The sequence below is a fragment of the Caballeronia novacaledonica genome (assembly GCF_900258035.1).
GTDB classification, from domain to species: Bacteria; Pseudomonadota; Gammaproteobacteria; order Burkholderiales; family Burkholderiaceae; genus Caballeronia; species Caballeronia novacaledonica.
On the sequence record NZ_OGTP01000001.1, the window covers coordinates 678,002 to 700,225 of the forward strand.

The 22,224-nt window shown below is 64.7% G+C and carries 22 protein-coding genes and 1 pseudogene; 8 read left to right on the forward strand and 15 right to left on the reverse strand.

From position 1 onward, the window contains the following. Nucleotides 1-96 precede the first annotated feature (96 nt). Entirely contained in the window at nt 97-1,107 is a 1,011-nt protein-coding gene (locus NOV72_RS03145; protein ID WP_106853081.1) for a zinc-binding alcohol dehydrogenase family protein, read from the forward strand. 8 nt (nt 1,108-1,115) lie between these two features. On the opposite strand, the gene NOV72_RS03150 is transcribed toward NOV72_RS03145, so the two are convergent. From NOV72_RS03150 to NOV72_RS03160, 3 genes and pseudogenes are all read right to left on the reverse strand, one after another. Further along, entirely contained in the window at nt 1,116-1,514 is a 399-nt protein-coding gene (locus tag NOV72_RS03150; RefSeq protein ID WP_106853082.1) for a GFA family protein, read from the reverse strand. Then, nucleotides 1,511-2,080, reverse strand: coding sequence for a hypothetical protein (locus NOV72_RS03155; RefSeq protein ID WP_106853083.1), 570 nt, complete (start codon nt 2,078-2,080; stop codon nt 1,511-1,513). Before NOV72_RS03155 ends, NOV72_RS03150 begins: the two co-directional genes overlap by 4 nt. Before the next feature lie 203 nt (nt 2,081-2,283). Continuing rightward, nucleotides 2,284-2,900: pseudogene (locus NOV72_RS03160) on the reverse strand (OmpW/AlkL family protein). 228 nt (nt 2,901-3,128) lie between these two features. On the opposite strand from NOV72_RS03160, the gene NOV72_RS03165 reads away from it, so the two are divergent. Next, nucleotides 3,129-3,422: a hypothetical protein gene (locus NOV72_RS03165; protein WP_146149938.1), complete on the forward strand. Its 294-nt coding sequence runs from the start codon at nt 3,129-3,131 to the stop codon at nt 3,420-3,422. Nucleotides 3,423-3,424: 2 nt separating this feature from the next. Here NOV72_RS03165 and NOV72_RS03170 read toward each other — a convergent pair whose 3' ends face one another. Both NOV72_RS03170 and NOV72_RS03175 read right to left on the reverse strand, forming a co-directional pair. After that, nucleotides 3,425-3,931, reverse strand: a complete 507-nt coding sequence (locus NOV72_RS03170; protein WP_106853267.1) for a hypothetical protein — start codon at nt 3,929-3,931, stop codon at nt 3,425-3,427. 99 nt (nt 3,932-4,030) lie between these two features. Further along, nucleotides 4,031-4,999 (reverse strand): GlxA family transcriptional regulator, encoded by a 969-nt coding sequence (locus NOV72_RS03175; RefSeq protein WP_106853085.1) that lies wholly within the window; start codon nt 4,997-4,999, stop codon nt 4,031-4,033. Nucleotides 5,000-5,185: 186 nt separating this feature from the next. On the opposite strand from NOV72_RS03175, the gene NOV72_RS03180 reads away from it, so the two are divergent. Next, entirely contained in the window at nt 5,186-5,875 is a 690-nt protein-coding gene (locus NOV72_RS03180) for an HD domain-containing protein (protein ID WP_106853086.1), read from the forward strand. Nucleotide 5,876: 1 nt separating this feature from the next. On the opposite strand, the gene NOV72_RS03185 is transcribed toward NOV72_RS03180, so the two are convergent. The 9 genes from NOV72_RS03185 to norR form a co-directional block, all read right to left on the reverse strand. After that, on the reverse strand, nt 5,877-6,587 hold the full coding sequence (locus NOV72_RS03185) for an extensin-like domain-containing protein (RefSeq protein ID WP_106853087.1): 711 nt from the start codon (nt 6,585-6,587) through the stop codon (nt 5,877-5,879). Continuing rightward, entirely contained in the window at nt 6,584-7,639 is a 1,056-nt protein-coding gene (locus tag NOV72_RS03190; RefSeq protein WP_106853088.1) for an NAD(P)/FAD-dependent oxidoreductase, read from the reverse strand. The genes NOV72_RS03185 and NOV72_RS03190 overlap by 4 nt, the downstream gene beginning before the upstream one ends. A gap of 799 nt (nt 7,640-8,438) precedes the next feature. Continuing rightward, entirely contained in the window at nt 8,439-9,245 is an 807-nt protein-coding gene (locus NOV72_RS03200) for a c-type cytochrome (protein WP_106853090.1), read from the reverse strand. Next, nucleotides 9,242-10,867: a b(o/a)3-type cytochrome-c oxidase subunit 1 gene (locus tag NOV72_RS03205; RefSeq protein ID WP_106853091.1), complete on the reverse strand. Its 1,626-nt coding sequence runs from the start codon at nt 10,865-10,867 to the stop codon at nt 9,242-9,244. The genes NOV72_RS03200 and NOV72_RS03205 overlap by 4 nt, the downstream gene beginning before the upstream one ends. Next, on the reverse strand, nt 10,857-11,423 hold the full coding sequence (locus NOV72_RS03210; protein WP_106853092.1) for a cupredoxin domain-containing protein: 567 nt from the start codon (nt 11,421-11,423) through the stop codon (nt 10,857-10,859). Before NOV72_RS03210 ends, NOV72_RS03205 begins: the two co-directional genes overlap by 11 nt. Nucleotides 11,424-11,450: 27 nt before the next feature. Next, a complete protein-coding gene (locus NOV72_RS32155; protein WP_181290811.1) occupies nt 11,451-11,618 on the reverse strand; it encodes a hypothetical protein in 168 nt (55 codons plus the stop codon). A gap of 14 nt (nt 11,619-11,632) precedes the next feature. After that, nucleotides 11,633-12,850, reverse strand: coding sequence for a c-type cytochrome (locus NOV72_RS03220; protein WP_106853094.1), 1,218 nt, complete (start codon nt 12,848-12,850; stop codon nt 11,633-11,635). A 57-nt stretch (nt 12,851-12,907) separates the two neighbouring features. Continuing rightward, nucleotides 12,908-13,519 (reverse strand): c-type cytochrome, encoded by a 612-nt coding sequence (locus NOV72_RS03225; protein ID WP_106853268.1) that lies wholly within the window; start codon nt 13,517-13,519, stop codon nt 12,908-12,910. Nucleotides 13,520-13,969: 450 nt separating this feature from the next. Next, a complete protein-coding gene (gene norR, locus NOV72_RS03230; protein ID WP_106853095.1) occupies nt 13,970-15,571 on the reverse strand; it encodes a nitric oxide reductase transcriptional regulator NorR in 1,602 nt (533 codons plus the stop codon). A 126-nt stretch (nt 15,572-15,697) separates the two neighbouring features. On the opposite strand from norR, the gene hmpA reads away from it, so the two are divergent. The 5 genes from hmpA to NOV72_RS03255 all read left to right on the forward strand — a co-directional run bounded on the left by hmpA (nt 15,698) and on the right by NOV72_RS03255 (nt 20,139). Further along, nucleotides 15,698-16,879 carry an NO-inducible flavohemoprotein gene (gene hmpA, locus NOV72_RS03235; RefSeq protein ID WP_106853096.1) on the forward strand — a complete coding sequence of 394 codons (1,182 nt, stop codon included), beginning with the start codon at nt 15,698-15,700 and terminating at the stop codon, nt 16,877-16,879. 203 nt (nt 16,880-17,082) lie between these two features. Then, a complete protein-coding gene (locus NOV72_RS03240) occupies nt 17,083-17,520 on the forward strand; it encodes a carboxymuconolactone decarboxylase family protein (protein WP_106853097.1) in 438 nt (145 codons plus the stop codon). Between the two features lie 10 nt (nt 17,521-17,530). After that, a complete protein-coding gene (locus tag NOV72_RS03245; protein ID WP_106853098.1) occupies nt 17,531-17,941 on the forward strand; it encodes a cupin domain-containing protein in 411 nt (136 codons plus the stop codon). Nucleotides 17,942-17,957: 16 nt separating this feature from the next. Next, nucleotides 17,958-18,902, forward strand: coding sequence for a dicarboxylate transporter/tellurite-resistance protein TehA (tehA, locus tag NOV72_RS03250; protein WP_106853099.1), 945 nt, complete (start codon nt 17,958-17,960; stop codon nt 18,900-18,902). Nucleotides 18,903-18,909: 7 nt separating this feature from the next. Then, nucleotides 18,910-20,139: an NnrS family protein gene (locus NOV72_RS03255; protein ID WP_106853100.1), complete on the forward strand. Its 1,230-nt coding sequence runs from the start codon at nt 18,910-18,912 to the stop codon at nt 20,137-20,139. Between the two features lie 568 nt (nt 20,140-20,707). On the opposite strand, the gene oxlT is transcribed toward NOV72_RS03255, so the two are convergent. Next, nucleotides 20,708-22,021: an oxalate/formate MFS antiporter gene (gene oxlT, locus NOV72_RS03260; RefSeq protein ID WP_106853269.1), complete on the reverse strand. Its 1,314-nt coding sequence runs from the start codon at nt 22,019-22,021 to the stop codon at nt 20,708-20,710. Nucleotides 22,022-22,224 lie beyond the last annotated feature (203 nt).

Here is a 22,224-nt window from a genome sequence, read left to right on the forward strand (position 1 = left end):
TTACCACTTTTACAATATTTGAATTGGCTTGACCAAATCGGCGCACATCGTTAGATTGTCGAACGCCCCACTCCAAAGACTCCACGAGACAAAAGCATGCTGACCGTCATCTGCGAAACGCCCGGAACCCTCAAAGCCGAACAGCGCGAGAAGCCGCGCCGCGGCGAGAACGAAGTGCTGTTGCGCGTGAAGCGCGTCGGCGTGTGCGGCACGGACCTGCACATCTTCACCGGCAATCAGCCGTATCTCTCGTATCCGCGTGTGATGGGCCACGAGTTGTCCGGCGTGATCGAGGAAGCGGATCCGTCGAGCGGACTTGCGGCGGGCGACACCGTCTACGTGATGCCCTATCTCTCGTGCGGCGAATGCATCGCGTGCCGTCAGGGCAAGACCAACTGCTGCGTGAACATCCAGGTGCTGGGCGTGCATCGCGACGGCGCGTTCACGGAATATCTGAATCTGCCCTCGCAATTCGTCCATAAGGCCGAGGGCGTCACGCTCGATCAGGCCGCCATGGTCGAATTCCTCGCGATCGGCGCGCACGCCGTGCGCCGCGCGGATGTGCGGCCGGGACAGCGTGTGCTGGTGGTCGGCACGGGGCCGATCGGCATGGCGGCCATCACGTTTGCGCGGCTGCGCGGCGCGAACGTCACCGCGCTCGACACGCGCGCAGACCGCCTCGCCTTCTGCAAGCGCGAACTTAAGGTGGATGCGACCGTGCAGATCGGCGAGCACGACAAGCAGGAACTGTCGGCGCTCACGAACGGCGAATTTTTCGATGTGGTGTTCGACGCGACCGGCAACTCGCGCGCGATGGAACGCGGCTTCGAGTTCATCGCGCATGGCGGGAAGTACGTGCTGGTATCGATCGTGCCGGATCGCATTTCGTTCGCCGATCCCGAATTCCACAAGCGCGAAGCGACGCTGCTCGCGAGCCGCAACGCGACGCCCGAGGACTTCGAGACCGTGCTCGCGGCGATGCGCAACGGCGAAGTGCCCACCGATGCGCTCAACACGCATCGCCTGACGCTGAGCGACGTGCCCGAGCGATTCTCTTCGCTGCTGGATCCGAAGGCGGGCGTCGTGAAGGCGATCGTCGAATGCTGATGGCTTGATCAGGGCGCGCCGCGTGCAAAGCGCGGCCGCCCTTGGGCGTCGTGCCAGGGCTCGGCGCTCTTGCACCAGATTTCATACTGCGGCGGATAAAGTCCCGTTTCGTCGAAGATCCCGGTCGGCACTTCGATTTCGTCGATGCCGTCGAACGCCAGATAGATCGGCGAGCCGCACCTCGGGCAATGGTGACGCTTGCCTGTCGCCGAACTCTCCCACGCCACCGTGTCGCCCGATAGCTGAAACGCGTCGCGCGTGAAGATCGCATAGACGCCGAACGGCGCGCCGTGAATGCGACGGCAGGTCATGCAGTGGCACAGATTCACTTCCTTCGGATCGCCCGCGACGCGCACCCGCACCGCGCCGCATGCGCATCCGCCTTCGTGAATCGGCTGCGGGTTCATCGCGTGAAGTAGCCGCGATTCTGCATGCACTCGCTGTAGGCGCGCCAGTAACGCGTCATCGGCGGTTCGGGCGGCGGCAGCGGCGGCATCTTCAGGTCGCCGCCATAGATCGCATCCGATGCGCCGGACGCGCCGGCGGCCATCGATGCGGGCACCGCGGGCATACCGGGCATCGGGCCGGACGCGCCGGGCAGTCCGGCCGGACCCGCGACCCGCCCAGGCGGCAGGCCCGACGCCGCGATCGCCGCCGAAGCGCCCGATGCCGGCGCGGCAGCCGAAGCCGCCAGCGCACCCGATGCACCCGACGCGCCCGCTGGCAAAGGCGGCTCGACCGGACGCGGCGGCGTCAGCACGCGCGTGTCGCGCTGGGCGTCGCGCGGCGGCGTCTGCGGCTCGCGCGCGATGTTCACTTTGGTCGTCTGATTGGCGTAGCCGTAGCACGCGGCGTTATCGACCGATTGCTGCCACGTGCTCTGGCTGCGTCCGGGCAGGGCGAGCGGCTGTTGCGCGAAGGCGGCGCCACACGCCGCGAGCAAGGCGATTCCCGCGTAAGTGGAAGGTCTCATTGGCTTGCAGTTCCCCGATGCGGTTTTATTAGTCGTTGCAGGCCGCACGCCGTGCGCGCATGCGCGAGCGGCGCGAGTCTGCGCCGGGCCTGCTGCCAAGGATACAGCGACCGCGAGACCGTCCACGCCAGAAGCACCGGTATCTTCCGCCAATTTCCAGACGGAACGCGGGGCGGCGCACACTCGCCGGGGAAACGCGCGCGTCAGAACTTCATGCCGACGCCGATCCCGATGACCCACGGATCGATCTTGAGCGAGCCGAGATCGACGCCATCCGCCGACGCGCTCGTGCGCATCCAAATTTCTTCAGATCCGCGTTGACGAAGAGGTTCTTCGCCACCTGCACGTCGACGCCCGCCTGCAGCGCCGGACCGAAGCTGCTGTGCCTGATCGACACCGGCGTGTCGCCCGCCTTCAGCTTGTCGTTGTAGAAAACCGTGTAGTTCAGGCCCGCGCCGACGTACGGACGCACACGGCCCGCGTGATTGAAGTGGTATTGCAGGAGCAGCGTCGGCGGCAGTACGCCCACGCCGCCAAGCCCGCCGATGCTCGACGTCACCTGATGCCGCGACGTGGCGAGAATCAGTTCCACGCCGATCTGATCGCGAATCATGTAGGTGAAGTCGAGTTCCGGCACGATCGCGTTGTTCACATCGACGCCGAGCGTGCCGAGCGCGCCGCCCGCTTTCACGTCCGGCTGGATGCTGATCGCGCGCAGGCGCACCAGCACGTCGCCGGCGTGAATGCCGCCCGGCGAATCGGTCGACGGGGCATCGCCCGCCGCGTGTGCCACGCCCATGAACAAGGACGCGCATGCCATCACCATTGCCCCGAAGACTTGCTTCATTTCTATCTTTCCCTCGTTAAAAACGGGATTGTCCCGGGCGGGAACGCACGCGCCATTGACCGCGCTCAACACGTGAGCGTGCCTGCGCAGTCAACGCCGACAAGGCTTGCGCAACGACAAGCCTGCGATCGAACGCCGCAAACTGCGGGTCCGCGCTTTGCTAGAGAAAGGGAAAGTACAAGCTACAAAGGGAGGCAGCAGATGAGACCCACCTTCGGCACACTCGGGCGCATGACGGGGATACTGCTCGGTGGCACGCTGGCCGTCGTGGCGAGCGCGCAGCAGGCGCCGCAAAAACCCAACAAGCTCGAATACGACAGCACGCCCGCGTATCAGGAGAAAAACGTCACGCCGCCCGCGGCCGCCGCCGCGAATGCCAGCGATGCGCTGAAGACGCGGCCGGGCAAGACGTCATCGGGGAAAGGCGCCGCGCCCGACCGGCCCAACGGACTCGGCTTCGATGCGGGCGCGAGCGGCATGAGCAAGAAGCAATAGGACTACGCGCCGGTGGTCTTGTCGGGCCACGGCCATGTCGAGTAGCGCGATGCTTTTTCGGACTTGTTCTTGCCCTTTTGCGTCTGCGCAGCGTGCGCCGGTTCCGCGCTTTTCGCCGTCTCGGGCAGTTCTTCACCGAACCACGGCACGTCCGCGCGCCGCTCGTTCACATAGGCATCCCAGCCCTTTGCGTTGTCCGCGAAGAGATCGTGCCTGACCGTGTTGGCGAGCAGCGGCCGGTTCAGCGTTTCGTCGAGGAGCGCTTTCGGCCAGACAAAGAAAGCGCCCGATGCGCGGCGGATGAAATCGCGCGGCGCCATCTGCGCGTCGATGAAGCCGAAGAGCGTGAAGCCCGCAAGCGCCTCGTTGCCCTTCACCGCTTCGCCGATGCTCGCGTATTCGTCGGCGCATTGGCTCAGGCAAAACACCGACTCGAGCACGTCGCCGAGATGCAGCAGCAACGCGCGCCGTTCATAGGGATCTTGCGTGGCGGTCTCTTGTTTCGTCATTCGCTGTTCCGATATGTCGAGGGTGGATTCGGCGGCGCGCACACGGTTGCACGTGCCGCGTTCATGACGAATTTTAACGAACTCGGCATGACACGTCGGTCACTTCGTGAAGCTCGTGCGAAAGCTCAGCCGATAATCGTTCGGCGATACCCCGAGCCGTCGCGTGAAGACGAGCCGCATGCGATCCGCCGTGCCGAAGCCGCAGTCGTAGGCGACCGTTTTCAGCGGCGTGTCGCTACGTTCGAGCACGTTGCGGGCCGCATCGACGCGCGCGCGTTCGACGAACTCGTGCGGCGTCATCTGCGCGAGCTGCACGAAAGCGCGCGCGAAGTTGCGTTCGCTCATGCCGGCGACGTTCGCCAGTTGCGCGACCGAAAGCCGCTCGCCGATGTGCTCCATCACGTACGCCTGCACTTTCGCGACCGGCGACGTCTCGTCGGCGGGTGCGCTCAGATACGGGCTGAATTGCGACTGGCCGCCGCGCCGCTGCGCGAACACGACGAGGCGCTTCGCGACCGCGAGCGCGACCTGCGCGCCGTGATCTTCGGCGACGAGCGCGAGCGCGACATCGATGCCCGCCGTCACGCCCGCCGACGTGACGAGCCTGCCGTCGCGCATATAGATACGATCCAGTTCGACACGTGCCTGCGGAAAGCGCTCGGCGAGGCGCGGCGCGTTCTGCCAGTGCGTGGTCACGTTGCGGCCGTCGAGCAGGCCCGCGTGTCCGAGCGCGAATGCGCCCGTGCAGATCGAGCCATAGCGCTCGCAGTGCGATGCGACATCGGCGAGCCAGGCCGTCAGGCGCGGATCGGGATCATCGAACGGCAGCGCCGGGCCGCCCGCGACGAGCGCGGTGCCATAGCGCCGATTCGCTTCGTCGAAAGACAAATCGGCGACGAGGCGCGTGCCGTTCGATGCCCGCACGATGCGCTCTTCCGGACCGACGAGCGCGATCTCATACGCGTTCGATCGCGCAATGAAGCCGTTCGCTTCAGCGAAGACATCGACGGGACCGGCGACATCGAGCGCCTGCACGCCCTGGAAGATTGCGATTGCAACGGTAGGCATCGGATGGAAGGTCCGTGATGAGCGCGCATGGCAGAAGACGGCGTGCGCTTGGCAGGGTTCGACGCGCCGTTTCGATTGAGACGTGAAGGCGTTTTGACGAGACTAAAGGCATCCGGCGCGCTGCGCGATTTTAGCAACGCACTGCCACTCGCGTCTTTCATCGACCCACATCACGGAGTTTTTCTCATGAGCGAAATCATTGCAGGCATCAGGATTCCCGACAGCCACATGGCGCGCGAAGCCACGCAACTCGTGCGCGATACCGAGCCCGATCTGCTTTACAACCATTCGCGCCGCGTGTTCCTGTTCGGCGCGCTCGCGGGCGAACGCAAGCAACTGAAGTACGATGCGGAACTGCTTTACATCGGCGCGATGTTCCATGACATGGGGCTCACCGAAGCGTACAGCAGCAAGCACGACCGCTTCGAAGTCGATGGTGCGAACGCGGCGCGCGATTTCCTGCGTCGGCATGGCATCGGCGAATACGAGATCGAACAAGTGTGGGACGCGATCGCGCTGCATACGACGCCCGGCATTCCGCAGTACAAGAAGCCGGTGGTCGCGCTCGTCACGGCGGGCGTCGAGATGGACGTGCTCGGTCTCGCCTACGACGAGTTCAGCGCGGACCAGCGGCGGCTCGTGGTCGCGGCGCATCCGCGCGAGGCGAACTTCAAGGAAGGCATCATCGACGCCTTCGCGCAAGGCACGATCAAAAAACCTGAATCGACCTTCGGCAACGTCAAGGCCGATGTGCTCGCGCTGAAGGACCCGAACTATAAACGGCTGAACTTCTGCAGCATCATCCTCGGTTCGGCATGGAACGATCAGCCTCACGATCACGCGACGTGCCGCGATCCGGCGCATCGTCACGCGTAATTCAGCGGCAGATTCGATACGAGCCCATGTCGACGTGAAAGTGCGTTTCGTGCAGCGCGTTGTAGTCGGGGCCTAGCGTGGTTGCGAACGCACGGCACGCGCCTTCGTGAACGCGGCGCAGAAACTGCCCATCGGGCGAGGACGCGTCGCTCCAGCGCGCGAGCGTGATGCGGCGTCCGTCATCGAGCACGAAGCCTGTCAGGTCGATGGCGTTCGCGCTCGCATGCTGGCTCAGCGCCGCGTCCTGCTGATGATTCACGTTGCGGCACGCGTAACTCCCGACATGTTGGATGCGCGCGACGCGTTCGCCGTAGAGTTCAAGCGCGGCGGGCTGAAGATACTGATGCTCGAAATACGCGATGCCGAGCGCAAGCGGACATGTCGCGAGAAACGGCGCGCTGAAACGAAGGTTCTCCGTCTGCGTGACGCGCACCACGTCCTTGAGCGCGCAACCGCCGGGGCCGGTCGCATCGGCCATTGCGCGATACACGAGACCGGAACGCGCGAGTGCAGCATCGCAGAGTGGCGCGTCGCGCATCGTGCGCCATAACTTGAAGCGTGTGAGCGGACCTTGTGGCGCGCGCACGTCGAGCGGTGCGAACGGATCGTAGCGCTCGGGCAGCGCGATGCGCTTCGAATAAACCGCATAGCCGAACAGCGCCGCGCCGACGAGCGACGCCAGCAGCAGCCACGCGACGATGCGCACGATCACGCGTTATCGGCCGTGTGCGCCGCACTCACGCGCTCGGCGAGCTTCGCGTCGTAGCTCGAGTGCACGTGCACGCGCTTTTTCTCGGGATACGCGTATGAATAGGCCTTGCGCAACGCGAGCGACGCCTCATGGAAGCCCGACAGGATGAGCTTCTGCTTGTTGGGATAATTGGCGATATCGCCGACTGCGAAAATACCCGGCCGAGACGATTCGTAGTTCGAAGTATCCACTTCGATGCGCCCGCCGTGCACATCGAGATTCCACGTGGCGATCGGTCCGAGTTCCGAGACGAGCCCGTAGAGCGCGACGATCTTGTCCGCGGCGAGATCGGTCGAGCCTTCCACTTGCTTGATGCGCACGCCGCGCAGCGTGTTATCGGGCGCATCGAGCGATTCGATCATGCCGACGACGAATTCCATTTCGCCCGCTTCGACGGCGCGCTTCATCGTCGCGACCGAGTTCGCCGCCGCCGAAAAACCGTTGCGCCGATGCACGAGCGTGAGCTTCTTCGCGATGCCCTTCAACGCGAGTGCCCAGTCGAGCGCCGAATCGCCGCCGCCCGCGACGATGACTGCCTTGTCCGCGAAATCCGCCACGCGCGAGACGCTGTAGTGCACGTCCTTGCCTTCGAGCGCGGCGGCTTCGGGCAATTGCAGCCGCTGCGGCACGAACGCGCCGTTGCCCGCCGCGATCAGGATCGCGGCGCAGTCGAAGGTCATGCCGCGTTCGGTGGTCACGGTCCAGCGATGATCGTCCTCGCGCTGCGTGACGGATTGCACGCGCTGATCGAGGTGGATCGGCACGTCGAAAGGACGAATCTGCTCGAGCAGGCGATCGACGAGTTCGCGCGCGGTGCAGGAAGGGATGGCGGGAATGTCGTAGATCGGCTTGTCGGGATACAGCTCGATGCATTGCCCACCGATGCGGCCGAGTGTATCGACGATCTGGCACGTGAGGCCGATCACGCCGGCTTCGAAGGCGGCGAATAGCCCTACCGGGCCTGCGCCTACGATGAGCACATCGGTTTTGATCGCTTCGCTTTTTGGTTCCATTTCGGGGGCTTTCCTTGGCTTGCTGATGTTTTTTTTCAGCATTCTTTGGGCCACGATACAGAAAGCGTTTTTATTGGGCAATGAAGTCCCTGTTGGCTTAGCGGCGATTGGATTTCTGTGATCTTGCGTGAAATCCTGCTTTCGTGTCGGTCTATTGGCGTTGCCCCTGTGCGGGGCGGCAGTCACTTTCTTTGCTGCTGCAAAGAAAGTAACCAAAGAAACAGCTATCCCCATCCAAAGTGCCTCTCGCCGGCCGCGGCACAGGCGATTGGCTGAATGGAACGGCTATAGCGAGTGCCCTCACAAAACTCGCGCGGCTTGGCTCGCGCACGGTCCGGCGCACCACATGTTTTAGGGCGCTGGTTCAGCATGAAATAGCATCGGCACAGCGCTGCGCGCTGCCGCCGGGTATTCAAGGGAAACCCACGAACACGACCACGACCACAGTGAGATGGCAGCGATAATACGGAAGCACGCACCGACCCGATTGACCGGTCGGCCGCGAAGCGGGACGGAGCCATTTGGTGCTGAACCAGTTTGTTGTGTGGCGAGTGATGGCGGACCGTGCGCGAGCCAAGCCGCGCGAGTTTTGTGGGGGCACTCGCTACTCTGGGGGCCATTCAGCCAATCGCCTGTGCCGCGGCCGGCGTGAAGTGCTTAGGCTGGGGAGAGCTGCTTTCTTTGGTTACTTTCTTTGCAGCAGCAAAGAAAGTGACTGCCGCCCCGCACAGGGGCAACGCTAATAGACCGACACGAATTCAGGATTCCACAAAAGCCCAATCCACCCGCCCCGAGCCAATCACCTCCCCGCATTCAACTCCCTCGCGTAATACATCGCCGCAGCATCGATCTCCTCGGGAGTCATATTGCGCGCAACATTGCGCATCACCCCATCGATATCATTCGTACGCGCCCCGCGAGCAAACGCGATCAACTGCGACTTCGTATAAGCAGCCGGCAAGCCATCGAGCCAAGGGCTTCCCGCCTTGCTGTCGATTCCCCCATGACACACCGCGCAAGGCGCGATATTGCGCATCGGCGAACCATGCGCCACGATCGGCGGTGCGAGCGCATCGCTCACCTTGCGCTGCGCCGGCGGTCGCGGCAAATTCGAGTAATACGCCGCGAGATCGCGCATGTCCTGATCCGAAAGATTCATCGCCATCGGCGACATCACCGCATTGGTTCGCGCGCCCTTCTGAAAATCGATCAACTGCTTGTAGATCACCGACGCATACTGTCCCGCCAGGTTCGGCGAATTCGCGTCGCTCATGCCGCGTTCGCCGTGGCACATCGTGCAGCGCAGGGCAAGCGTCGCGCCGCGCCCGATCGAATTCGCACTCACGTCGACGAGCAATTGCGGCGTAATTTCGACGCTCGTGAGCTTCACCTTCGGCTCCACGGTCGTGCCGCCCGCGTACCAGTCGCGCGGCACGCCCGCCGCGCTGCAGATCGCATTCCAGATGCCCGTGAACGGCGCGTCGCGGTGCGCGGAGGGCAGCCAGACGAAACCGATCAGCGCCGATACCACCGCGATCGCAATCGTCCCCAATACGCTGACGGCGAACCAGCGGTTGCGGAATGTGAAGAGGCGTTCGTCGCTCATCGCTGCGCTCCGATCGGCACCGCGGGCACCGACGTGTCCGAGCGCGCGATCAACTGCGCGATCGGATAGCCGTAGTTGACGAGCGTGAGCCCGATCATCAGCGCGAGCCACAGCGCAAAACTGTTCAACGCCACGGGAAGCGTGCGCGGCTCATGCACCGCGCGGCTGAAGCGGAATTCCTCGATCGCCGTCTGCGGCGCGCGATGCCCATTGATCAGCACGATGAAAAACAGCACCGCCGACACGACGAGAATCAGCCCGCCCAGCACCGACATCATCACGTACACCGCCTGCGCGGCGATCGCCGGATCGCTGTAGTCGTAGAACGCCATGCGCCGCGGCATCCCCAGAATGCCGACGTAGTGCCACGGAAACGTCAGCACGATCATGCCGATGAACCACAGCCACAGCTGCCAGCGCATCAGCTTCACGCTCTGTAGCGGGCGGCCGGTCAGATGCGGCCACAGATCGTAGGCGATCACGAAGTACATGATGACGATCGCGCCGCCGAAGATCAGATGAAAATGGCCCGTCACCCATTGCGTGTTGTGGATCGTCGAGTCGAGCTGATAGCTCATGTTGATGAGCCCGCCCGCGCCGCCGAAGCCGAGCATCACGAAGGAGAACGCGACGGCCAGCATCATCGGGTTGTCCCACGGCAACGCCTTGATCCACCCGAGCGGCCCGCGCCCGCCGCGCAGCCGCGCCGCGATCTCCACCGACGCGCTGATCGTAAACACGGTCAGGAGCGTCGGCACGGCGACGAGCGTCGTGAACACCGAGTGCATGAACTTGAAGCCCGAGCCCACTTGCGGATCGGCGAAAAGGTGGTGAATGCCGATGGGCATCGACACGACGAGGAACAGGATGAACGAGATGCGCGCCATCGAATCGCTATAAAGACGGCCGCCGATCGCGCGCGGAATGATCGTGTAATACGCGATATACGCGGGCACCAGCCAGAAGTAGACGATCGCGTGCAGCGTCCATGAGAAGAACACGCGCGCGAGGCCCGCGTCGATGGTCGTCTTCCAGCCGATCGCGACGGGCAGGATCAGGAACAGCACTTCGATCGCCGCGCCCACCGCCGTCCAGCCCCACAGATACGCACCGGCGACGGTCGCGAACATCGCGAGCGGCACCGGCTTGCCACGGTTCTCGCGCTTCCACGACGCGAGATTCACCGACATCAGCGCGACCCACACCCACGAGCCGACCACCACGAGCACGACGCCGACGTAATAGAACACGTTGCCGATCATCGGCGGATAGAACGTGTAGAGCACGGACGCGAGGCCCATCGCGACGGGCACCGTCGCCGTGACCGCGCCGATCGCCACGAGCCAGAAGCCGAGCCACGCAAAACGCAGTCCGACGAGCGGGCGCTTCAGCGCAAGCTCGCTGACCGCGTAGCCGAAGCCCATCGCGACGAGCGTCGGAAACGCATAGCCCATCACGGTGCCGTGCTCCGTCACCGAGCGATAGTAAAGCTCGGGATTCTGCAGCCACGGATGCAGCGGGCTGCGCACGAACATCTGCCACGCGCCGAGCAGCAGCGCGACGCCGAAGGCGATGAACGCCAGCCAGAAATGCGCGAGTACGAGGCGCTTGCTATTTAACACAGGACACTCTCCGCGAATCGGCCGGCAGCTTCTCGGCCATCTGCATGAATTCGGCGCGGTCCACCACCTTCACGTGCGCCCACATGTTCTGATGCCCGGTGCCGCAGTACTCGTGGCAAGGCATCAAATGCTCGCCGGGTTGGTCGAAAGTCGTCTTGAACGTCGAGACATAGCCCGGCTCCAGCATCGAATTGATGTTCGTGTCGGTGATCAGAAAGCCATGCACGACGTCCGAGCTCGTCGCGCGGAACGTTACCGGCACGCCCGCCGGCACGACGAGGCATTGCGGCGTGAACGAATACTGCTGCGCGACGATGCGCACCGTCACCGAGCCGTCCGTCTCGGGCGCGGTGCCGAGATTGCTTTCGATGAATTCGCCCGATACATGCAGCGTTTCGGGGCGAACCGTCTCGACGCGCGACGGCGGCATCATCGCCCAGTGCAAGCCGGTGTAGACGACCATGCCGACCAGCACGACGACGATCGCGAGCATGAGAATCGCCCAGCGCCGTTCGACCCGTTCGGCGACGTCGTGCGAGCTTGGATTGATGGCCATATGCGATGCCTTAATGAACCTTGCGAATCACTGGATCACGCCGCGCGGCAGGAACACGGCGAAGTAAAAGATGAACCACATGCCGATGACGATCGCCGTCGAGATGCCCGCGAGCGCAATCGCGCCCGATGGGCCGCGCTTCACGATCTCGTCGAGCTGCGCGTCCTCGTTCGCTTCATTCGGGTCTTCGTTCATGGTGTCGTCGATGCTCAATAAAGGGGCGCCGAACGCAGGTCGTTCACTTCCTTCACGCTGACCGGCGCGCCGTGGTTGCCCCACGCGGTGCGGATATACGTGACCACCGCCGCGATCTCGACATCCGAGAGCGACTGCGCGAACGGCGGCATGCCGTAGGGCTTCGGATTCTTGAAGGTGCCGGGCGGATAGCCGCCGTTCAGCACCATGCGGATCGGGTTCACGGCCGAACTCATCACGATGGACTGATTGTTCGCGAGCGGCGGGAAGTCAGGCGGCTTTCCCTGGCCCTGCGCGGCGTGGCATTCGGCGCATTGCGCGTCGTAGATCTTCTTGCCGAGCGGCGAAAGGCTCGTCTTCTGCTCGACGACCGCCTGGCTCGGCGGCGCGGATTTGTCGCCGGAACGCGCGGGCAGCGCCTTCAGATAAACGGCCATCGCGCGCACGTCTTCCTCGGTCAGATATTGCAGGCTGTCGTAGACGACTTCGGCCATCGGCCCGTACACCGCGCCGCGATGGCTCACGCCCGCATGCAGCAGACCGACGATGTCGTCGAGGCTCCAGTCGCCGAGACCCGCTTCCCGGTTCGACGTGAGCGAAGGCGCGTACCAGTTCTGGATCGGGATCAGGCCGCCTTCGAACGCCTTCGACTTCACGTTGCCGCCGAGCGCGTTGATGGCCGTATGGCACATCGAGCAGTGTCCGAGACCTTCGACCAGATACGCGCCGCGATTCCATTCGGCCGATTGCGACGCATCGGGCTGATAGACGCCTTCCCGGAAGAACAGCGAGCGCCATCCCAGCAACAGCTCACGATGATTGAACGGAAAACGCAGCTCGTGCGGCCGGTTCGGCTGATGCACCGGCGGCGTGGACATCAGGAAAGCGTAGATGGCGTCGGAATCGGCGCGCGTGACTTTCGTGTACGACGTGTACGGCATCGCGGGATAGAGCAGCGAGCCGTCGCGCGACTTGCCCGTGTGCATCATCGTGAAGAACTCTTCGGCGGTCCATTTGCCGATGCCCGTGTCCTTGTCCGACGAGATGTTGGGCGTGTAGAGCGTGCCGAAGGGCGTGTCCATCGGGCGGCCGCCGCCGAACGTCTTGCCCGCGGGCAGCGTGTGACACGCGATGCAGTCGCCCGCGCGCGCGAGATATTCGCCGCGCTTGACGGTGGCGGCGTCCGCGCCTTGCGCCACGGCCTGTTCGATCGGCGCGGCGCACGCCGCCATGAAGACCGCGACGGTCAGCGCTCGGAAATGTCGAAATCGGAGCACGTCGGTCCTCGGTTAGTTATGGACGCTGCCGCAGGCGAGCGGCATCTTGAGCGAACCGGCCGCGACCGGCACCGGATCCGCCGGCGCGGGCAGCGACGCGAGGTAAGCGGCGATCGCGGTGATGTCGCGGTCGTTCAGCAGCTTCGCGACCTGCGCCATGCAATCCGGCGCGACGGTCGAGCGCGTGCCGTAGCGCCACGCGCCGAGTTGCGCGCTGAGGTAGTCGGCATGCAGGCCGAGCAGGCCGGGAATCGCGGGCTCCATGCCCGTCATCGACGCGCCGTGGCAGCTCACGCAGGCAGGCACGCGGCGCGATGCATCGCCCTTCGTGACGAGCGTCTTGCCGAGATCGAGCGTTTTCGCCTCGACCTTGACGGGCGCGGGCGGCGGGAACGGCGGGCGTTCGCCCGCGAAGTAATCGGCGATCTGCTTCAGGTACGCGTCGGGGAGATACGCGAGCAGGTAGTTCATCGGCGGATACTTGCGCCGGCCGTCGCGGAACGCGAGAAGCTGGTTGTACAGATAACCGGCGGGCTTGCCGGACAGGCGGGGGAAATAGTCGTTGTCGGTGCCCTCGCCGTGCGCGCCGTGACAGGCTGCGCAGCCCATCACGCGGGCCTGCATGGTATCGGGCGCGCGTTCGAGCGCCGCGCTCCCCGCGGGGCTTTCCTTCGGGGAATCCGCCGCGAACGCGCCGAAGCTGAAAAACGCGGACAAAAAGAAAGCGCAGAGCTTTGCCACGTTTCGCACGTAACCCCCGTTGTCGATCTGCCGTGTTCGATTTGCCGGGCGCATGAGGCGCGCATCCGACGCGGTTCTTCAGGGCGCTGCGATGTTCTTGGTGCCGACGGGTTCCGCTAGGCTTTTCTGATCTTAGAAGAGACCGCCCGTTTTTCCCAGTTTGGAGATTGTCTCAATCCACGATGTCGATACGCATGACACAACTCAACGTTTTTTGCGTTCGAACAATGAAACGCATTTTTTTGAGATACGCAATGAATTCGGTTTTTCCGGTTGCGGCGTGCTGAGAGCGGCTCCCAATGATCCGAGGAATTATTTCAAGACAAGCGCCAGTCACTTTAGACCGAGCCGCCTGGCGAGCCGATTGAGATTCGCGCGATCCAGACCGAGCTCACGGGCCGCCGACGCCCAGTTCTGGTTGTGGCGCTTCAGCGCATCGAGGATGAGCGTGCGCTCGTAGCCCGTCACCGCGTCGCGGAAGTCGGTGCCCGGCGCGGGCAATGCCGATGCCTGCGGCGGCGGCGCGCTCGTCGCGGCGGCCGCGCCATCGCCGTTGAGCGTCAGATCGGCGGCGGTGAGCGTGAGAATGCGCGGACGCTCCCGATGCGCCGCGAGCGCCTTCAGCGCGCTGCGCCCGATCAGATGCTCCAGCTCGCGCACGTTGCCGGGCCAGCGATACGCAAGCAGCGCGGCCTGCGCGTCGGCGGAAAGACGCAGGCTCAGGAGGCCCAGACGCGAGCGGTTCTGTTCGAGGAAATAGCCCGCGAGCAGCAGGACGTCGCGTCCGCGTTCGCGCAACGGCGGCACCACGAGCGGATACACCGACAGCCGATGATAGAAATCCGCCCGAAAACGCCCTTCGCGCACTTCCTCGGCGAGATCGCGATTGGTGGCGGCGATGAGCCGCACATCGACCTTGTGTTCGTTGTCCGAGCCGATGCGCTGCAACTGCCCGTTCTGCAGCACGCGCAGCAGCTTCGCCTGAACCGGCAGCGGCAGTTCGCCGACTTCGTCGAGAAAGAGCGTGCCGCCGTCGGCGAGTTCGAACTTGCCGCGCCGGTCCGACGACGCCCCCGAGAACGCGCCGCGCACGTGCCCGAAGAGTTCGCTTTCGACGAGCGTATCCGGCAGCGCCGCGCAATTCAGGCTGATGAGCGGCTTGTCGGCGCGCGGCGACAGCGCGTGGATCTCGCTCGCAACGAGTTCCTTGCCGACACCCGTCTCGCCGGTGACGAGCACGGTCAGTTCGCTCGACGCGACGATCGCGATTTCCTCCAGCAAGCGATGATGCGGCGCGCTGCTGCCGATCATTTCGCGCCGGCGCGGCCCGCTCGCCTGCCGATAAACCTCCGCGCGCTGACGTTCGGCCTCGCCGCGTCGCGCGAGCGTGTCGATGCGCTCGGCCACGCTCACGGTCGCCGCCGCGAGACTCAGGAACGCCTGCAGCGACGCCATGTCGATGTTGTCGAAGCGCGCCGGATCGAGCGCGTCGAGCGTCAGCAGCCCCCACGCGCGCCCGTTGATGATGAGCGGGCAGCCGAGGCAGTCGTGCACTTCGAGATGACCGCTCACGCCCTTGACGAGACCGTCGTAGGGATCGGGCAGATCGGAGCTGGCGGCGAAACGCGTCGGCGACTCGTGCGCGAGGATGCGCGCGAATCGCGGATGCTCGCTGACGCGAAAGCGCCGCCCAAGCGTGTCGCCCGAGAGACCGTCAATGGCGAGCGGCACGAGCGTATCGCCGTCGAGCCGCAGGAGCGCGGTGGCGTCGCCCGGAAAAAGCGCGCGCAGCGTGTGCAGCAAACGGCGATAGCGCTCGGCCTCGGGCATCTCGCTCGACAGGTCCTCGATCAGCGGAACGAGAGCGTCGAGCAGCACGCGCGAAGTCATTGCGACTACTTCGGCAGTCTTTTTGACTAGAGTCGAATCGACCATGAATTGAAATAAGCAATTGATTTATCGACGATTCTACTCTGGCACGGTTCCTGTATGAAGACTACCCGAAGATTTTCGACGCGGACGCGCCCCGCTTCCGCCTTTCATCACACGAGGAACCGAAGAATGCTGTCAGCCGAACACCGTGCCATCGTCAAGGCAACCGTCCCCCTGCTGGAAAGCGGCGGCGAGGCGCTCACCACGCACTTCTACAACAAGATGCTCACCGAGTATCCCGAAGTGCGCCCGATGTTCAATCAGGCGCACCAGGCAAGCGGCGCACAGCAGCGCGCGCTCGCCAACGGCGTGCTGATGTATGCGCGGCATATCGACGAACTGGAGAAGCTCGGCGGGCTCGTCGGCCAGATCATCAACAAGCACGTCGCGCTGAACATCCTGCCGGAGCATTATCCGATCGTCGGAAGCTGCCTGCTCGCGTCGATCCGCGAAGTGCTCGGCGAGGAGATCGCCACCGACGCCGTCATCGAAGCCTGGGCCGCCGCCTATGGCCAACTCGCCGATCTGCTGATCGGGCTAGAGGAAGGCATGTACAGCGAGCGCGAAAACGCGCCGGGCGGATGGCGCGGCACGCGGCGTTTCGTCGTCGCCCGCAAGGAACAGGAAAGCGACGAGATCACGTCGTTCTATCTCGTGCCGGAAGATGGCGGCGCGCTGCTCGACTTCCATCCGGGCCAGTACATCGGCCTGCGCGTGACGATCGACGGCGACGAACTGCGCCGCAACTATTCGCTTTCCGCGGCGCCGAACGGACGCGAATATCGCATCAGCGTGAAGCGCGAGGCGAACGGCAAGGTGTCGAACTTCCTGCATGAGAACGTGCGCGAAAGCGACGTGCTCGATCTCTTTCCGCCTTCCGGCGACTTCAGGCTCGAACACAGCGAGAAGCCGCTCGTGCTGATCAGCGGCGGTGTCGGCATCACGCCGACGCTCGCGATGCTGCAAGCCGCGCTCCAGACGAAGCGCCCGATCCACTTCATTCACTCGGCGCGGCACGGCGGCGTGCACGCGTTCCGTGCGGTCATCGAGGAACTGGCGGCCCGTCATCCGCAGCTCAAGCGCTTCTATTGCTACGAGCACCCGCGCGACGGCGATCATGAAGCGCATGGCATCGGTTTCGTCGACGAAAAGCTGCTCGACACGTGGCTGCCCAGGAACCGCGATGTCGACGCGTATTTCCTCGGCCCGAAGGCGTTCATGAAGGCGGTGAAAAAGCATCTGAAGGCGCTCGGCGTGCCCGAGGCGCAGAGCCGTTACGAGTTCTTCGGCCCGGCCGCGGCGCTCGACTGATTCCGCGTCCGAGATTGTCTTCTTCGACCCGCGGCGCGTTCGCCCGCGGGTTTTTGGCGCGCACCGGAGCAGCGGAAAGCGATTTTAGTGGTCACCTGAAATTCCATAAAACCGGTCATTCAAAAACGCCACTACGAAGCCTAATCTTCTCTTGTCGCGCCGCTGTGGCGCACGCTCCAAACCCAAGCAAAGAGGATACGACCATGGAACCCCGTCTCGACTTTTACAAGGCCAGCCCCGCCGCGATCAAGGCGCTCGTCGGCGTGGAGGAGCGTATCGCCAAGTCGGCGCTCGAAAAATCGCTGACCGAACTGGTGCGTCTGCGCGCATCGCAGATCAACGGCTGCGCGTTCTGCGTCGATATGCACACGACCGATGCGCGCAAAGGCGGCGAAACGGACCGGCGTCTGGCGACGGTCGTCGTGTGGCGCGAAACGCCGTTCTTCACCGACCGCGAACGCGCCGCGCTCGCCTGGACCGAAGCGCTGACGCTGGTGTCGCACGATCACGTGCCCGACAGCGTGTGGGAAGCCGTGAAGCCGCACTTCAGCGACGAGGAAATCGTCGACCTGACGCTGCTGATTTGCGCGATCAATAGCTGGAACCGCTTCGCGATCGCGTTCCGCAAGACGCCCGCGTGAGGACATCGACATGAGCATGCGCAAGTCTCTCGTGCTGGCCGCCGCGCTGATGATCGGCGCGGCGCATGCCGGCGCACACGACACGAAGGGCGAGGAGGTCGTCGCGCCGGTGATGAAGCAGGCCATTCCCGAGGCCGCCGGCAAGAACGTGCTGATGGCGACCGTCTCGTACAAGCCGGGACAGGCGTCGGAAGCGCACATGCATCCGGGGTCGATCTTCGCTTACGTGCTCGAAGGCCACGTGACGTCGCAGCTCGAAGGCTCGGCCGCGAAGACGTATGGCCCCGGCGAATCGTGGTACGAGCCGCCGGGCGCGCATCACATCGTGTCGAAGAATGCGAGCGCGACGAAACCCGCGAAGCTGCTCGTGTTCGCGATCGTCGGCGAAAACGATCCGGTCAAGCAGCCGATTCCGCACTGACCGAGGCGATGACATCGTGAACCGCTCCCGCGTCCCCGCTTCGCTTTTCAGCATCGTGCCCGGTCTGTCCGGGCTCGGGCAATCGTGGCGTGTCGCGGTGAGGCTGTGGCACGCGCCGGCGCTCGCGGGCGAAGCGGTGCTCGCTGCCGCGACGCTCGTCTGGGGCGCGCTCGTGCTCGCGTACGGCGCGCATGCGTTGCGCGATCCGGCGCGCGTCGCCGATGAATTCGCGCATCCGGTCGGCGGCGCGACGCCCGCGCTCATCGGCATTTCGACGTTCCTCGTCGCGCAGGCGGTGCTGCCGTATTCGCGCGCGCTCGCGTGGCTGCTGACGATCGCGGGCATCGCGTGGCATCTCGCGTTCGCCGTGTGGCACACGGGCCGGTTGTGGCAAGGCGGCCGCGATATCGCCGATACCGCGCCGACGATCTATCTGCCGACGGTCGCCGGCAACTTCACCGGCGCGGCGGCGCTCGGCGCACTCGGCGCCGCCGACTGGGCGTGGCTGCTGCTCGGCGCGGGCGTCTTCTCGTGGCTCGCGCTCGAGCCGCTCGTGATCCGCAGGCTGTGGCATCGCGAGCCGATGCCTGTCGCAGAGCGCTCGCTCGTCGGCATTCAGTTCGCGCCGCCGTTCGTGTGCGCGGCGGCAATGCTCGCCGTCGCGCCGGATTCGACGGATCGCTGGCTCGTCATGCTGCTCGGCTACGGCCTCTTTCAGTTGCTCGTCGGCTTGCGGCTGAAATCGTGGCTCGGCGCGCAGCCGTTCGCGTATTCGTGGTGGGCGTACAGCTTCGGCGTGGCTTCGGGGACGCTTGCGTGCGCGAAGCTCGCACTTGCAGGCGTGAGCGTCGCGCATGCGCTCGCATTGCCGATGTTCGTCGGCGCGAATCTTTTCATCGGTTATTTGTGCGTGCGCTCGCTCGCGTGCCTCGCGCTCGCGCGCACGACCGCTTCATCTTGAGGACGTCATGAAGATCGCGGAACCCAATACCGTTTTCGTCGCGGCGCCGCAGAGGCGCGATCCGAAGCATCGGCGGCGCGTCGCGCTGCTCGATCTCGGCTTCCGGCCGTTCTATCTGTGCGGCGCGGCGTTCGGCGCACTCGCGTTGACGATCTGGCTGCTCGTGCTGTCGGGCGTGCCGCTTTCGGGCGATTATCTGCTGCGTGCGGATCCGATCGGCTGGCACGCGCACGAAATGGTGTTCGGCTTCGCGGCGGCGATCATCGTCGGCTTTCTGCTGACCGCCGTGCGCGCGTGGACCGGCCGCGACACGGCCAAGGGCGCGATGCTCGCCGCGCTCGCGCTGCTGTGGCTCGCCGCGCGAGTGCTCGTATGGAGCGGCCCCGCGCTGCCGGCCGCGATCGTCGATAGCGCGTTTCTGCCCGTCGCGGCGCTTTTGCTGCTGCGCGTGCTCGTGAACGCGGGCAACCGGCGCAATTATTTTCTTGCCGCCGTGCTGCTCGCGTTCGGCGCGCTGAACGCGGCGTTTCATGCCTTTGCGATCGACGCCCGCGCCGATCTCTCGATGCGCGCCGTGTATGCCTCGGCGGGCATCGTCGTGTTGCTCGTCAGCGTGATCGGCGGACGCGTCATCCCGATGTTCACCGCCAACGCGATTCCCGGCTTCGTCGCGCGGCGCTGGCGCATCGTCGAGTCGACGGTCGCGCTCGTCACGCTCGCGGCGTTCTTCGCGGATGCCTTCGCGCTCGATGGCGCGGTCGTCGCCCCGCTCGCCTTGCTGGCCTGCGGCGTGCATGTCGCGCGGATGATCGGCTGGCGCTCGTACGCGGTGCGCGGACGGCCGATTCTCTCGATCCTGCATGTCGCCTACGCGTGGCTGCCGCTCGGCTTCGCGCTGCTCGCGTTGTCCGCACTCGGATGGACGCGCGTGCCCCATAGCCTCGCGATGCACGCGTTCGCAGCCGGCGCTATCGGCGGCGCGATCATCGCGATGATCACCCGCACCGCGCGCGGACATACGGGACGGCCGCTCGTCGCGGACAAGCGCGACATCGCGTGCTATGCGCTCGTGATCGCGGCGGGCGCGCTGCGCGTGTTCGGGCCGCTCGCCGCGCCCGCTTGGCACTCGACGTGGATCGATGCCGCGGGCATCTGCTGGGTGCTCGCGTTCGGGCTGTACGTCGCGGCTTATGCGGTGCCGCTCTGGAAGCCGCGTGCGGATGGCAAGCCGGACTGAACCGGCGACATCTTTCGATTCCGATGTCACCACGAAGCCCCTTCGTATTCTCGGAGCGGCGACGCTCGTCTCACGCTTTCCGGCTGCGGCGGATTCGCTTTCCCTCCGCAGGCGGGGCTCGCTTCGTCTATCTCCCGAATAAGCGCGCGTTCCCCGCGCGAGCCGGGTTTGCGGGCGCATCCTTCGCGACGACACTACGTTCATTGGGCAACCGTCGGCGATAGCTGAAGCCGACATCGACTGGAGACAGCATGAACGCTCACGGACGCGCAGGTCTCGCGTATTGCGCCGCGCTTCGCGGTGTGTCGAATCCGCGACGTCATCTGCTTTCATTTCGCGCGTCGCCCTAGTCCGCGACGGCGTTGAACGCCCGTCCTGCAGCCGCAGGATCGCTCGAATCACGGGGATAAGGGAGCGAGGAGACCACCTGCCGGCGGCAAGACAAAACGCGCATCCGCAACGCGGCCCGAGCCGCGTCACTAGTCGCAACGGCGGAAAGCGCGAGCTCGATAACTAGAAACGGGCGACACGCCGGGTCGCCCGCCCAGCCGACATTACGCCTTACCCATTATTCCTTCACGGGCGTGTACGACATGTCCAGCGACGCCGCGCGCGCGTGCTTCTGCGAATGGGCGTTGCGCATCGGCTTCAGCACGAAAAGCGCGAGCAGCGCCGATATCGCCGCCATGCCCGACGCGAGCATGAACACGGCATGCCAGCTTCCGGTCATCGTCGTGATGACGCTCGAGAACGGGACGAGCAACGCCGCCGTGCCCTTCGCCGTGTAGAGCAGGCCCGCGTTGGTCGCCGCGAACTTCGGGCCGAAGGTATCGCCGCACGTCGCCGGGAAGAGGCTGTAGATTTCGCCCCACGCGAAGAACACGATGCCGGTCAGCACGACGAACGCCACCGGGTTGTGCCCGTACTTCGAGAGCGCGACGATGCCCACCGCTTCGATCGCGAACGCGATGAACATCGTGTTTTCCCGCCCGATGCGGTCCGAGACCCAGCCGAAGAACGGTCGCGTCAGGCCGTTGAGCACGCGGTCGATGGTGAGCGCGAAGGTCAGCGCGGGCAGCGTCAGTCCGAGCAGCGACACCGGTGAATCGTGCAGGCCGAAGTCCTTCGCGATCGGCCCGAGCTGCGCGGTCGCCATCAATCCGCCTGCGGCCATCATCACGAACATCAGGTACATGACCCAGAAGATCGGCGATGCCAGCACCTGTTTCGGGCTCGCGTTGTAGACCGCCGCCTTGACCGCACTCTTCACCGACGCGATCATCTGCGCGGGCGGCGCATAGAGCGCCATGCCGAGCAGAAACACCACGAGCCCCTGCCCGAGACCGAACCACAGGAATGTCGCTTCGTAGCCGCTCGCCTTGATCATGTGCGCGATCGGCACGACGGTCGCGGCCGAACCCATCCCGAAGCCCGCCGCCGTGATGCCCGCAGCGAGTCCGCGACGTTGCGGGAACCACTTGAGCGCGTTGCCGACGCACGTGCCGTACACCGCGCCCGCCCCGACGCCGCCGACAGCAGCCGCGAAGTACAGGAGCGGCAGCGACGACGCCACCGAGTTGAGCGCCCACGCGATCGCGCACAGCAGACCGCCGCCGACCACGACGGGGCGCGGCCCGTACTTGTCGACGAGATAGCCTTCCACCGGCACGAGCCACGTTTCCGTCACGACGAAAATCGTGAACGCCACCTGAATGGCCGCGCGGCCCCAGTGGTACTTTTCGTCGATCGGATTGACGAAGAGCGTCCAGCCGTACTGCATGTTCGCGATCATCGCCATGCAAATCACGCCGAAAACCAACTGCACCCACGGCGACGCCAGGCGCGACGCCTTGCCTTCGCGGTCCATCTGGTTCATTCCCATGCCTGTCTCCTTGGCAATTGCCTTGTGTATGCGGACGCCGAACGACGCCTCCCGCGACGCCATTCATGCTGCGTCGCATATACACAGTATGTGATATATCAAGTAAGTCAAGCGAAAGAAATGACGGGGTTTTCACTTATGAAGTCGGTCTTCGTAAGCACATGTAAGCTGCGATGAGCGCCCATCGAGCAGGCAAAAAAAAG